General features: G+C 68.1%; 15 protein-coding genes. 11 read left to right on the top strand and 4 right to left on the bottom strand.

Features of this window, described 5'->3' with window-relative positions; genetic code table 11:
• The first annotated feature begins 19 nt into the window (after nt 1-19).
• The 5 genes from ACW170_RS07860 (at nt 20) to ACW170_RS07840 (ending at nt 4,710) form a co-directional block, all read left to right on the top strand.
• Entirely contained in the window at nt 20-406 is a 387-nt protein-coding gene (locus tag ACW170_RS07860; protein WP_492089075.1) for a PadR family transcriptional regulator, read from the top strand.
• Nucleotides 403-1,008 carry a DUF1700 domain-containing protein gene (locus ACW170_RS07855; protein WP_492089074.1) on the top strand — a complete coding sequence of 202 codons (606 nt, stop codon included), beginning with the start codon at nt 403-405 and terminating at the stop codon, nt 1,006-1,008. Before ACW170_RS07860 ends, ACW170_RS07855 begins: the two co-directional genes overlap by 4 nt.
• Nucleotides 1,005-1,787: a GIN domain-containing protein gene (locus tag ACW170_RS07850; protein WP_492089073.1), complete on the top strand. Its 783-nt coding sequence runs from the start codon at nt 1,005-1,007 to the stop codon at nt 1,785-1,787. Before ACW170_RS07855 ends, ACW170_RS07850 begins: the two co-directional genes overlap by 4 nt.
• A 1,046-nt stretch (nt 1,788-2,833) precedes the next feature.
• Nucleotides 2,834-3,865, top strand: coding sequence for a UbiA family prenyltransferase (locus ACW170_RS07845; RefSeq protein WP_492089072.1), 1,032 nt, complete (start codon nt 2,834-2,836; stop codon nt 3,863-3,865).
• An 11-nt stretch (nt 3,866-3,876) separates the two neighbouring features.
• Nucleotides 3,877-4,710, top strand: coding sequence for an RsiV family protein (locus tag ACW170_RS07840; RefSeq protein WP_492089071.1), 834 nt, complete (start codon nt 3,877-3,879; stop codon nt 4,708-4,710).
• On the opposite strand, the gene ACW170_RS07835 is transcribed toward ACW170_RS07840, so the two are convergent.
• From ACW170_RS07835 to ACW170_RS07825, 3 genes are read right to left on the bottom strand one after another with little or no spacing between them, the layout of a single operon-like run.
• Complete coding sequence (locus tag ACW170_RS07835) at nt 4,711-5,646, bottom strand: alpha/beta fold hydrolase (RefSeq protein WP_492089070.1); 936 nt, start codon at nt 5,644-5,646, stop codon at nt 4,711-4,713.
• Nucleotides 5,647-5,685: 39 nt separating this feature from the next.
• Nucleotides 5,686-5,883, bottom strand: coding sequence for a helix-turn-helix transcriptional regulator (locus tag ACW170_RS07830; RefSeq protein ID WP_492089069.1), 198 nt, complete (start codon nt 5,881-5,883; stop codon nt 5,686-5,688).
• The gene (locus ACW170_RS07825) at nt 5,880-6,230 is read right to left on the bottom strand and encodes a hypothetical protein (protein WP_492089068.1); all 351 of its coding nucleotides are present in this window, start codon (nt 6,228-6,230) and stop codon (nt 5,880-5,882) included. The genes ACW170_RS07830 and ACW170_RS07825 overlap by 4 nt, the downstream gene beginning before the upstream one ends.
• A 183-nt stretch (nt 6,231-6,413) precedes the next feature.
• Here ACW170_RS07825 and ACW170_RS07820 point away from each other — a divergent pair, with 183 nt between their 5' ends.
• From ACW170_RS07820 to ACW170_RS07800, 5 genes are all read left to right on the top strand, one after another.
• Complete coding sequence (locus ACW170_RS07820) at nt 6,414-7,064, top strand: class I SAM-dependent methyltransferase (RefSeq protein WP_492089067.1); 651 nt, start codon at nt 6,414-6,416, stop codon at nt 7,062-7,064.
• A 125-nt stretch (nt 7,065-7,189) separates the two neighbouring features.
• The gene (locus ACW170_RS07815; protein ID WP_492089066.1) at nt 7,190-7,501 is read left to right on the top strand and encodes a hypothetical protein; all 312 of its coding nucleotides are present in this window, start codon (nt 7,190-7,192) and stop codon (nt 7,499-7,501) included.
• Between the two features lie 65 nt (nt 7,502-7,566).
• On the top strand, nt 7,567-8,418 hold the full coding sequence (gene ypfJ, locus ACW170_RS07810; RefSeq protein WP_492089065.1) for a KPN_02809 family neutral zinc metallopeptidase: 852 nt from the start codon (nt 7,567-7,569) through the stop codon (nt 8,416-8,418).
• A gap of 116 nt (nt 8,419-8,534) precedes the next feature.
• Nucleotides 8,535-10,172 (top strand): phosphoglucomutase (alpha-D-glucose-1,6-bisphosphate-dependent), encoded by a 1,638-nt coding sequence (pgm, locus tag ACW170_RS07805; protein WP_492089064.1) that lies wholly within the window; start codon nt 8,535-8,537, stop codon nt 10,170-10,172.
• A 233-nt stretch (nt 10,173-10,405) separates the two neighbouring features.
• On the top strand, nt 10,406-11,941 hold the full coding sequence (locus ACW170_RS07800) for a DEAD/DEAH box helicase (protein ID WP_492089063.1): 1,536 nt from the start codon (nt 10,406-10,408) through the stop codon (nt 11,939-11,941).
• A gap of 67 nt (nt 11,942-12,008) precedes the next feature.
• On the opposite strand, the gene ACW170_RS07795 is transcribed toward ACW170_RS07800, so the two are convergent.
• On the bottom strand, nt 12,009-12,332 hold the full coding sequence (locus tag ACW170_RS07795) for a YnfA family protein (protein ID WP_492089062.1): 324 nt from the start codon (nt 12,330-12,332) through the stop codon (nt 12,009-12,011).
• Nucleotides 12,333-12,502: 170 nt separating this feature from the next.
• Between ACW170_RS07795 and ACW170_RS07790 the strand changes: the two genes are divergently transcribed.
• Nucleotides 12,503-12,925, top strand: coding sequence for an Hsp20 family protein (locus ACW170_RS07790; RefSeq protein WP_492089061.1), 423 nt, complete (start codon nt 12,503-12,505; stop codon nt 12,923-12,925).
• Nucleotides 12,926-12,953 lie beyond the last annotated feature (28 nt).

The raw sequence follows: 12,953 nt of genomic DNA, 5'->3' as shown, positions 1-12,953 counted from the left end.
CATCAAAGGAGACATCGAGGTGACCGAAACCATCGAGATACAGCTGAAGAAGGGGGTTCTGGGGCTTTGCGTCCTGGCGCTTCTGAACCGGGCCGACAGCTACGCCTACGAGATCGCCAGCCGCCTGTCGGATGCGATCGATATGGGGGAAGGCACCATCTACCCCCTGATGCGGCGGATGCAGTCGGACGGACAGGTCGAGACCTATCTGGTCGAATCCTCGTCCGGCCCGTCCCGCAAATACTATCGCCTGACCGACGCCGGACGGACGGCCCTCGCCGCCCAGACCGTCGAATGGTCGGCCTTCACCCAAGCCGTCGACGCCGTCCTGGCCAGCGACGCAACCACGATCCAGACGCCGGCGCCCCAGGCGGCCGACGCTCAACCGGAGGGAACGGAACAATGACGCGCGCGGAATTCATCGCCCGTCTCAGAAGCGGCCTGGTCGGATTGCCGACCGCCACGGCGGCCGACATCGTCGCCGACTATGAGACCCATTTCGCCGACGGCCTGGCCGCCGGCCGCACCGAGGCCGAGGTGGCCGCCGCCCTGGGCGATCCCGGCCGGCTGGCCCGCGAACTGAAGGCCGAGGCCGGGATCCAGCGCTGGCGCCAGGAGAAGAACCCCTCCGCCGCCGCCGCCGCCGTCTTCGCCGTCCTGGGCCTGGGGGCCATCGACATCCTGATCCTCCTGCCCATTCTGATGGGCGTGATCGGGACCCTCTTCGGCTTCTTCATCGCCGCCATCGCCCTGTTCATCTCGGGCGGCGGCGTCATGGTGGCCGGGCCCTTCGCCGGCTTCCCGGGCGGTCCGTTCGCCGCCATCCTGATGGGGCTGGGCCTGATGGCCGGCGCCGTCTTCATCGGCGCCCTGCTGAGCATCGTCACGGTCTGGCTGGTCAACGGGATCGTCTGGTACGCCCGCCTGCACTACCGCCTACTGAAGCCGGCGCTGGAGCCCCAATCCGAAACCCAATCCAACGTCTCGAGCACGGGAGGCTCGCTATGATCCGCACACTGTTCATCATCGCCGGCGCCGCCCTGGTGCTCTGCATCGCCACCGTGGGCGGAGCCATCGCCCTCGGCGGCCACGACCTCCAACGCCACGGCTGGGCCTGGACCATCAAGGACCGGGACGGGGAAACCATCCGCTTCGAACGGGTCAAGGGCGGCGAGCTCGACGACCTCGGCCCCTTCACCACCCGCACCCTGGCCTGGACCGGCGGCGAGACCCTCGACATCGAATCCAGCATCGACGTCGACTATGTCCAGGGTCCGGCCAACACCGTGGTCGTCACCGGGCCCAAGGGCCTGACCGACCGGGTCACCCTGACCGACGGCCGCCTGTCCCTGGGCGACGGCGACGAGCGGATCGTGTGGGGCTGGAGCGGTGGAAACTTCTCCGCCCGGTCCGAACGCGACGAACTGCGCGTCGTCGTCACGGCGCCCAACGTCCGCCGCTTCGCCTCCAGCGGCTCCGGCGACCTGGACATCAGCGCCTATGACCAGCCCTCGATGACCCTGTCGATCTCGGGTTCCGCCGACGTCACCGCCGCCGGTCGCACCGACGCCCTCGACATCGACATCGCCGGCTCGGGCGACGCCGATCTCCGGGCCCTGGACGCCCGCGACGCCACCGTCGACATCGCCGGCTCCGGCGACGCCGACATCGCCCCCACCGGCGACGTCCAGGTCAGCATCGCCGGCTCCGGCGACGTCACCCTGGCCACCCGCCCGGCCAAGCTGACCAGCGAAATCGCCGGTTCGGGCGACGTGTACCAGAACTGACGACGCAGCGACTTCACCTCCCCGTTCGCGAAGGCGAACGGGGAGGACCGGCGGGAGCGTCAGCGAACGCCAGGAGGGGGCGACTCGGTGTCTGAAGCTGGTCCGGTCATCACCCCCGCCAGAGTCGCCCCCGCCTGGTCGCAAGCGCGACCTGTCCTCCCCGCGCGCCTTCGCGCGCAGGGAGGTGACTTGCTCCTCAGACCCTCCCCCGCTTGCGGGGGAGGTGGGCCGGCGTCCGCGAAGCGGACCAGGCTCGGAGGGGGGAGTGTCGCCTGAAGGAAGACTTCCCCCATCGTCAGCCGTCTCGCTCCGCTCGACGAGCTGACACTTCCCCCGCAAGCGGGGGAAGGTCTGTGACCGCCACATTCACCTCACCGTCGGCGAAGGCCGACGGGGAGGACAGGCGGGAGCGTCAGCGAGCGCCAGGAGGGGGCGACTCGGTGTCTGAAGCTCTTGAGGTCATCACCACCGCCGGAGTCGCCCCCTCCTGGTCGCTACGCGACCTGTCCTCCCCGCGCTGGGAGGTGAGCGCGCACAATGACGCTGCCTCCACCCCAACGATTCCAACCCCTTACAAAAATCTCACCCCCCTCTTCTAATCACTCCCCAAAACCCCCGCATAATACCCCCGGTCTCGTCGCTAGGAGGGCTCGTAAGGCCTGCGACCTTGCGGCGGCGGGAGCGTAGGGATCAGGGGCGGGGGTGGGATCCCCCCGCGCCGCATGACGGTGCATCGGTGGGCTCATCCCGCGCAGAAACGTCGGCGGAGGACTCGGGGTTAGGAACCCGGTCGCACTCGGGACGGTCCTTCGCAGGGATCGCCGACCTGACGCAGGCCTTGGGGAAGAGGCATCACAACTGCCGCTTCAATATCCCCGGCCGGCAGAAACACCCTGCGCGCGGAGCGTCTGTCTTCGTCGAAACGGTAAAAACTATTCTCTCCGGGCGAGGCCCGGCGCTCCGTCCCGCCCTCCATCACTCCGCCGAAAGGACGGAGCGCTTCGTCACGCCTTCACCCTGTCCCCCATTCCGGCTAAGCCATGCCCATGACCTCCGCCCCTCTTCCCGACGCCGGCGCCAACTGGGTGGACCGCCATGCGCCGGAGCGGCTGAAGCCCTGGCTGAAGCTGGGTCGGTTCGACCGGCCCATCGGCATCTGGCTGCTGCTCCTGCCCGGCTGGCAGGGCGTCGCGCTGGCCCTGGCCCAGTATCGCCAGCCGCCCGGCTTCTATGACCTGTGGCTGTTCGTCGGTTTCGGGATCGGCGCCTGTCTGATGCGCGCCGCCGGTTGCGCCTTCAACGACATCGTCGATCGCGACTTCGACGCCCAGGTGGCCCGCACCGCCCTTCGCCCCATCCCCGCCGGCCTGATCAGCGTCAAACAGGCCTGGGCCTTCGTGATCGGCTGCAGCCTTATCAGCCTCCTGATCCTGCTGACCCTGCCCACCGTCGCCATCGGTCTAGGCGTCGGCTCCCTCGCCCTGGTCGCCGCCTATCCCTTCATGAAGCGGATCACCTGGTGGCCTCAGGCCTGGCTGGGCCTGACCTTCAACTGGGGCGCCCTGATGGGCTTCGCCGCCGCCCTGCCCCTGGCCGCCGCCGCCCTGCTGCTGCCCGCCGAGAACGCCGGCGAGTTCCGCCCCTTCCTCTGGTCCGCCCCCAGCGACAGCGGCCACGCCGTCGCCTTGGTCTGGCAGGCCTATGTCCCCGCCGTCCTCCTCTACCTCGGCGGCGTCTTCTGGACCCTGGGCTACGACACCATCTACGCCCTTCAGGACATCGAGGACGACGCCATGGTCGGCGTCAAATCCTCCGCCCGGCGCCTGGCCTCGGCCGTCCGCCCCGGCGTCGCCGTCTTCTATGTGATCAGCCTAGTCATGGCCGCCTCGGCCGGCCTCGCCGCCGGTCTCGGCCCGCTGTTCTGGCTGGGCCTGGCCCTCTACGCGGCCCATCTGACCCGCCAGGTCCTCCGCCTCGACCGCACCGACGGCGCCCTGGCGCTGAAACTGTTCAAGTCCAACCGAGAGGCGGGCTTCATCCTGCTGGCCGCCCTCGCCCTCGGATCCCTCGGCCTGTGAAGGAGCCCCCCATGACCTCCACCGTTCGCATCCTGCTGCTGTCCGCCGCCGTCGCCGCCACCTTGGCCGCCTGCCAGAGGCGCGAGGACAAGGCTGACGCCCCCGCGCCGACCCCGACCGCCGCCGCCCCGGTCAGTCCCGCCGCCGCCGGCGCCCCGATGGGCTTCGATTCCAAGACACAGTACGCCACGGTCAAACTGACCCTGCCGGACGCGGTCAAATCCAAGCCCGACCTGCACGCCCCCCTCTACGCCGCCGCCGTGCGCGACCTGCGCCAGTTCTCCGAAGGCGCCCAGGCCGACCTGTCCGAGGCCGGCGGCGGCCCCGGCGGCTATGAGAAGACCATCGCCTTCGAACCCGGCGCCGAGACCGGCAAGCTGTTCAGCCTGGCCCGCACCGATTTCGAGTTCACCGGCGGCGCCCATCCCAACACCAGCTTCTCGGCCGTCCTGTGGGACAAGGCGATGAAGAAGCAGCTGGGCTTCGCCGACCTGTTCCGCCCCGGCGCCGACCTGTCCGGCCTGAACAAGGCCCTGTGCGACGCCGCCAATGTCGCCAAACAGGCCCGCTCTCCGGGCTCAGAAAGCGCGACCCCGGGCGGCGACATGTGGACCTGCCCCAAGGCCGTCTCCACCCCCTTCGTCCTGGCCCCCAGCACGACGCCGAGCAAGGCGGGCGGGGTGATCTTCCTGATCGGCGCCTATCAGATCGGCCCCTATTCGGACGGCCCCTACCGGATCGCCGTGCCCCAGTCGGTCTTCCGGTCCCTGCTCAACCCGGCCTACGCCGACGAGTTCGCCGGCGCGCCGGTCAAGGCCGGGGACGTGACGCCCAAGGGAGGCTGATCAATCCGCCAGGAACTGATCCACCAGTTCGGCGAACCGTTGCGGCTGGTCGGCCATGATGAAGTGCCGGCTGCCGTCGACGCGGATCAGCTTGACGCCGGGCAGGCTCGCATACTCGTGACCCCAGGCCTGATCGGCCTGAGCAGCCGGCGCCCCGCCGTCAGCGTCCGAGGCATAGAGGGCGGTCACCGGCACGCTCAGGCTCGCAAGACCTGGCCGCGCATCCGTCAGCAGAACGTCCCGCATGGCCGCCGCCATGGCCTTGCGGTCCGATCCGGTCGTCCATTCGACCAGCCTGACCCGCAATGCCGCGTCCCGCGTCATGCCCTGGGCGCTGCCGACCTGGGCGGCGCGGAACGACTCGTCCGAGAGGGCCAGAATGGTCTGCACCGTCTGTTCCGCCGCCGGCCTCATGGTCTCCACCGTCGCCTGCGGCCCCCGCAGCGCGCCGAAGAAGGGCAGGCTGTCCACGCTCATCAGCCGGCCGACGGCCTCGGGATGCTGCTGCGCCAGCACCAGCCCCGTCAGGGCGCCCATCGAATGACCGATCACCGCCGGTCGCTCCAAACCCTGAGTGCGGATGTAGCGCTCCAGTTCCTCGACCACCGGCTGGACGAAGGGACCGTCGTCATGGCTCCAGGCCTCCCCGGCGAAGCCCGCCAACTGCACCAGATGCACCCGGTGCGTCGCCTTCAGCCGATCCGCCGTGGCGCGCCACACCTCCCGCGAACAGCCGAAGCCGGGGATCAGGATCACGTCCGGGCCGCTGCCGACCACCTCGACCGACAGCCGGTCGGACACGAAGGCCGGGGCTGCGGCGGCCGGCGTTGCGGCGAAGGCGGCGGTGACCCCGATCATCAGCGACGGCGCGCAGGCCGCCAGGCCGATCAGTGCGAAGCACAGGCGCGGGCGCGCCTTGAAGAAGGCGTTGAACATTCTAAGTCTCCCTTGGGTTTGAAGTCGGGTCCGCCGCCGTCAGGCGTGCGGGTTTTCGAAGATCTCTTCGACCGGCCGGTCGAAGACGGCGGCGATCCGATAGGCCAGGTCCAGCGACGGATCGTGCCGCTCGGTCTCCAGGGCGATCACCGCCTGTCGCGACACGCCCAGCGCCTGGCCCAACTGCTCCTGGGTCCAGCCGCGCTCGACGCGCAACAGTTTCAGGCGGTTCTTCATCGGCTGCTCCGGATGAAGGGCGCGACGATCCCGAGCATCCCCCAGAACAGGGGCAACACCAGCCAGGTCTGCATATGGGGCGCGCCTGCAAAGCTCTCGCCAAAGCCCCAGAAGGTCGCGATCGCCAGGGTCAGGCCGGCGGCCACGATGAACTGTTTCGCCATCACGCCGCGCACGAACTCGTCGCTTTCCCGCATCAGGGACAGAACGGCCCAGATCTGGCCGATCACCGGCGCCGAAACCGCCGCAGCCAGCAGCCAGGCCGCCGGCTTTCCCATTAGATCGTCAAAGGCGTCGGTCGTCATCATGGCCACGCAGATGGCCACATAGGGAAGGGTGAACGCCATGATCCGAATGACGTACCGCCGGTGCGCCGGGGTGGTTGATTTTCCAAAAGACAACATGTCCGCCTCCTTGTGTAAGGCCAACCTTACATCAGTCGAATGTCATGTCAACCTGACTTTTTGTCAGGCTGACGTTACGCCTCCATTGCGCTGTTCCCCCACCGTCCGCGCCGCTACCCTGACGTCATGACCATCCCCGACCCCGCCGCCTTCATCCGCGCCAACACGCGGCTTCAGCCCGTGCCCCATGCGCCGGAAATCTCACTGTGGCTGGCGGACGAGATCACCCCCATCTGGCGGCTGACGGAAGAGGAACTGGGCGAACTGGGCCTGCCCCCGCCCTTCTGGGCCTTCGCCTGGGCCGGCGGTCAGGCCCTGAGCCGCTACCTGCTGGATCACCCGGATGAGGTCGCCGGCAAACAGGTGCTGGATTTCGCCGCCGGCTCCGGCCTGGTCGGCGTGGCGGCCATGCAGGCCGGCGCCGCTTCGGTCCTGTGCGCCGACATCGACCCCTTCTGTCAGGCCGCCGTCGCCGCCAACGCCCAGGCCAATGGCGTGACGCTGGCTTTCTCCGATCAGAACCTGCTCGACGCCCCTCCGCCTCCGGTCGACGTCATCTGCGCCGGCGACATCTGCTACGAAAAGCCGATGACCGACGCGGTGTTGGCCTGGCTGACTAAAGCCCGCACCGCCGGGACCCGCGTCCTGATCGGCGATCCAGGCCGCACCTATTTCCCGCGCACCGGCCTGAACTTCCTCGCCGAGTACAGCGTCCCCACCACGCGAGAACTGGAGGACCTTGAAATCAAACGCTCTTCAGTCTGGTCCATGCCGTGACCGCCGGTTCCGCTTGGCCCAACGGCCAGACTTCCCATATGACGTCTATGCTGAAGACGCTTGCTCTCTCCACGCTCTTTTTGTCCGGCGCAGCCTCCGCAGCCGTGGCTCAGACACGGCCCTATATGCCCCCTTATACCGCCTATTCGGGGGGCGCTCCGGCGGCGATCGCCGACCAGCACCGTTACGAAAACGACCGTCTGCGACGTCAGGCCGAGACCAATACGGCCCTTGCCCGCCGACAGCAGGCGGAGGCCTATCAGCGGAGACTTGAGATCGAGGCCGCCCGCGAGCTGGCAGCCCCCTCCGGCGGCCCTGCTCGCCCCTTGTACACCGTCGAACAGGAACGCGGCCTCCGCGTGGGCGCTGCGGCGCGACGCGAAACCATCCGCCAAGGCGTCAGTCAGATCGACGATTGGCTGGATCAGGCGCAGTAACGCATCCCTTCAGCCGCCGTCGCGTTACGGCCCGGCTTGGGATCGGATTGGGCGGAGGGAAATCGATGCGCTGGCAGGGCGGACGGACGGGCGGGGGCGGTATTGAGGATCGCAGGGGCCTAGGTGGAGGCGCCTTGACGGGCGGCGGCATCGGCGTCGGCGTCCTGGCCGTCATCGGCTACCTCTTCTTCGGCATTGATCCATCGACCACGACCCAATTGGCCAGTCAGTTCGGCGGCGTGGGCGCGGAACAACAGGGCGAGGTCGGCACACCCAAGGATCAGGCGGGCCGCTTCGTCGATGTGATCGGCGGCAATATCAATGACGTCTGGGCTCAGAAGCTGAACGGCTATCAGCAGCCCAGCGTCGTCGTGTACGAGCAAGGCACTCAGACCGGCTGCGGCTTCGGCCAATCGGCCATGGGTCCCTTCTACTGCCCGACCGACAAAACCGTCTATCTGGACCTGAACTTCTGGCAGGAGATGGAGACACAGTTGGGCGCGTCCGGCGCCGACTTCGCCCGCGCCTATGTCATCGCCCACGAATTCGGCCACCACGTCCAGACCCTGACCGGAACCTCGGCTCAGGTGCGCGAGGCGCAGCAGCGCGCGCAAGGAGAAGCCGAAGCCAACCAGTATTCCGTCGCGCTTGAGCTTCAGGCCGACTGCTACGCTGGCGTTTGGGCCAAGAACGCCTCAGCCGTCTCGAACGGTCAGGTGGCGCTGGAGCCCGGCGACATCGAGGAAGGGATGAAGACCGCCCAGGCCATCGGCGACGATACGCTGCAACGCCGGGCCGGCGGGCGCGTCTCGCCCGAGAGCTTCACCCATGGGTCGTCGGCTCAAAGGGTCGAATGGCTGCAACGGGGCTATCAATCCGGCGACGCTGCGGTTTGTGACACCTTCAGCGCAAGCTGAGCTGTAACAGGCTTTCAATCCCACGTCGCAAATGTCAGTCATGAGGGAGACGCCGCGCGCCTCCCCGCGATCCCGGCCTCTGCGATCAAATCGACCCTTTCAGACGGATATTCCGCATGCACGCTCGCGCCGGCCGCCAGGCCCTTTCGGAAGACCTGATCGACCTTGACGCCCTGATCGGCGCCTATGAGTCCGGCCGCCCGGACATGACCGATCCTTCGCAAAGGGTCGTGTTCGGCACCTCGGGCCATCGCGGCTCCAGCCTAGACGGCGCCTTCAACCAACCTCACATCCTGGCCATCGCCCAGGCCGTCGCCGAATACCGCGGAACGCAAGGCGTGGATGGCCCGCTGTTCGTCGGACGCGACACCCACGGCCTGTCCGAACCGGCCTGGCGCTCGACGCTGGAAGTGCTGGTCGCCAACGGCGTCGAGGTGCTGATCGATTCCCGCGACGGCTTCACCCCGACCCCGGCCGTCTCCCACGCCATCTTGTCATACAACCGCGCCAATACCCGTCAGGCCGACGGGATCCTGATCACCCCGTCACACAATCCGCCGCGAGACGGCGGTATCAAATACAATCCCCCCTCCGGCGGTCCGGCCGGCAGCGAGGCCACTTCCGCCATCGCCGCACGCGCCAATCAGCTGATCGAGGGCGGCCTGGCCGAGGTGAAGCGCGTCCCGTTCGACAAGGCCTATGCCGTGGCCGGCCGGTTCGACTTCCTGAGCGCCTATATCGACGACCTGCCCAGCGTGCTGGACCTGGACGCCATTCGCGACGCCGGGGTCCGCATCGGGGCCGATCCCCTGGGCGGGGCGGCCGTGGCCTATTGGGGCGAGGTCGCCGACCGCCACCGGCTGAACCTGACCGTGGTCAATGACGCCGTCGATCCGCGCTGGGCCTTCATGCCGCTGGACGCCGACGGCAAGATCCGGATGGACTGTTCCTCGCCTTCGGCCATGGCCAATCTGATCCAGATGATGCAAGGCGGATCGGCCTATGATCTGGCCTTCGGCAATGACGCCGACGCGGACCGCCACGGCATCGTCACCCCCGACGGCGGCCTGATGAACCCCAATCACTTCCTGGCGGCGGCCATCGCCTATCTGTTCGCCAATCGTCCCGGCTGGGGCCCGGATGTGGCGGTCGGCAAGACCCTGGTCTCATCGTCGATGATCGACCGCGTCGTCGTCGGTCTGGGTCGCCGCCTGTTGGAGGTGCCCGTCGGATTCAAGCATTTCGTGCCCGGCCTGTTGGACGGAACGGTCGGATTCGGCGGCGAGGAATCGGCGGGGGCCTCCTTCCTACGCCGCGACGGCACGGTCTGGTCCACCGACAAGGACGGCCTGTTGCTGTGCCTGCTGGCGGCCGAAATCCAGGCCCGAACGGGCCAGAGCGCCAGCCAGCTCTATACCGGCCTGACCGAACAATACGGCGACCCCGCCTATGCCCGGATCGACGCCCCCGCCGACCGGGCTCAGAAGGCGCGCCTGGCCGCCCTCAGCCCCGCCGACGTCACAGCGACGACCCTGGCCGGCCAGCCGATCACCGACATCCTGACCAAGGCCCCCGGCAATGGCGAAGCCATCGGCGGACTGAAGGTCGTGACCGCCGATGCCTGGTTCGCCGCCCGCCCGTCGGGCACGGAGGACGTCTACAAGATCTACGCCGAGTCCTTCCTGAGCTCGGATCACCTGGCCCAGGTCCAGGCCGAGGCCAAGACGGTGGTGGCCGCCGCCCTGGCGGGCTGAGCGGCCCGAGACTTGACTTTGCGGCCGCAAGCGCCCATTTGCGCTGCGTCGCACAATCGCGATCTCCGGCGTCTCCAGCGCGTGTGGGTCCTTCCCGGACCTGTCTGTAGAAGCCGCCGGCCCCTCAAGTTCATTCGCTGCCCGGACACGCGGGGCGGCGCCCGATCCACCCCGCAGGCTTCATTCCGAAGCCCGGCCGGGACTGGCGGTGCGCGGCCCTAAGGCGTCATGCCATGGCTGAAAGCGCTCTGCCGCACGCGAAAGACACTGCTGTGAGCACCACATTCGAATCCATGGGCCTGAACAAGGCCCTTCTTCAGGCGCTGGCGTCGGAAGGCTACACCAAGCCGACCCCGATCCAGGAAAAGGCCATCCCCGACGTCATGCAGGGCAAGGACCTGCTGGGCATTGCCCAAACCGGCACCGGCAAGACCGCCGCCTTCGCCCTGCCGATCCTGCATCGCCTGGCCGAGAACCGCATCGCCCCCAAGCCGCGCACGACGCGCGTGCTGGTCCTGTCGCCCACGCGTGAACTGGCCACCCAGATCGGCGACAGCTTCAAGGCTTACGGCGCCCACCTGGGCTTCCGGGTCGCGGTCATCTTCGGCGGCGTGAAATACGGCGCCCAGGAGCGGGCCCTGCAACAGGGTCTGGACATCCTGGTCGCGGCGCCCGGCCGTCTGCTGGACCACATCCAGCAGAAGAACCTGGACCTGTCCTCGACCGAGATATTCGTGCTGGACGAGGCAGACCAGATGCTGGACCTGGGCTTTATCAAGCCGATCCGCCAGATCGTCAGCCGCATCCCGGCCAAGCGCCAGAACCTGTTCTTCTCGGCGACCATGCCGACCGAGATCGGCAAGCTGGCGGGTGAGCTGCTGAAGGACCCGGTCAAGGTCCAGGTCACGCCGCAATCCACCACCGTCCAGCGCATCAGCCAGTCGGTTGTCCACGTCGAACAGGGCCGCAAGCGCGCCCTGCTGACCGAAATGTTCAGCGATCCCGAGTACACGCGCTGCCTGGTCTTTACTAAGACCAAGCACGGCGCCGACAAGGTCGCGGCCTATCTGGAAGCGGGCGGGGTCGAGGCCGGCGCCATCCACGGCAACAAGTCCCAGCCCCAGCGTGAACGCACGCTGGAAGCCTTCAAGAAGGGCAAGCTGCGCGTCCTGGTCGCCACTGACATCGCCGCGCGCGGCATCGATGTGGACGGCGTCTCGCACGTCGTGAACTTCGAACTGCCCCATGTGCCGGAAAGCTATGTCCACCGCATCGGCCGCACCGCGCGGGCGGGCAAGGACGGCACCGCCGTCAGCTTCGTCGCCGGCGACGAGATGAAGCTGTTGAAGGATATCGAAAAGGTCACGCGCCAGAAGATCCCGGCCATCGACCGCCGCAACGACAAGGCCCTGGGCCAGCTGGACGCCACCATCATGGCGACCGGCGTCGGCAAGAAGGCGACCATGCCGGAACGCGAAGGCGGCGACCGCAATGAAGGCGGCCGCGGCGGTCGTGGACGCAGCCGCGTCCCGCATCGCGACGGCGTCCGTCCGGAAGGCGGCGGCCAGCCGCATCGTCAGCGTCGCAACCGTCCCGGCGAAACCCCGGCGGCCCCGCGTCCCGAACGCGCCTACAACCCCCTGGCCGGCGAGCGCGTCCCGTCGATCAACGACAACGTCAAGCCGGCGGAGGGCGAAATGAAGCGCCGTCCGCGTCGTCGCCCGTCGAACGGCGGCAAGGGCTATAGCGGCGGCGCCGCCAAGGCCTGACCCCCAACGCGTTTACCCCGTGCGAAATCAGCTGAGTTGGACCCCGTCCAACTCAGCTGAGATTTCCCTATTCGCGCAGGCCGAACAGGATGATCCCCGCCCCGACCAGGCAAACCGCGCCGCCGATCAGGTCCCAGCGGTCGGGGGGCGTCTTCTCGACCATCGCCATCCAGACGAGAGACGCGCAGATATAGACCCCGCCATAGGCGGCGAAGGCCCGGCCCGCCGCGTCGCTGGGGACCAGGGTCAGCAGTCCGGCGAAAGCGATCAAACAGATCACGCCCGGGGCCAGCCACAGCGGCGAGCGATCCAGCTTCAGCCAGGCCCAAAAGGCGAAACAGCCGGCGATCTCCGCCAGCGCTGCGATCGGGTATATGAGGGCCAGCTTCATGACGGCTTCTTACGCGGCCTTTCTTCCCTCCGTCATCCTTGTCTGTTGACGAATTGGGATGACCAACAGCCGACGGTTGATCCCGTCCCTGTCCGCCCCCATCTTCATCTGTGACCGGGAGCCTTGCCGATTGCGGGAGGCCGACGGTCGGTCGCTTTGCGAGGACCCAGATGACGACGACCCGCACCATTCTTTTCGACAGCCCCTTCCTGCTGGGCTTTGACCACACCCGCGCCCTGATCGACCGCGCCGCAAAGGCGGCCGCCGAGAGCTATCCGCCCTACAACGTCGAACAGATCGGCGAGGCGGGCGTGCGTATCAGCCTGGCCGTCGCCGGGTTCGCGCCCGACGAACTGGCCATCACCCTGGACGGGCGGCAGCTGACAATCGCCGGCAAGCGCGACGACGCGGGCAAGGGCGAACAGGCCTTCCTGCATCGCGGTATCGCCGCGCGCGGTTTCGTACGTAGTTTCGTGCTCGCCGACGGGCTCGAAGTTCAGGGCGCGCGGCTGGAGCACGGCCTGCTGCACGTCGACCTGATCCGGCCCGAGGCCGAGCGTCAGGTGCGGCGGATTCCCATCACGGCCGGCTGAAAAGCGCGACCATTAGAACCGCCCGGCG

Source organism: Brevundimonas sp. FV2ps16 (assembly GCF_058681075.1).
This window is presented reverse-complemented; position numbering and strand designations above follow the sequence as displayed.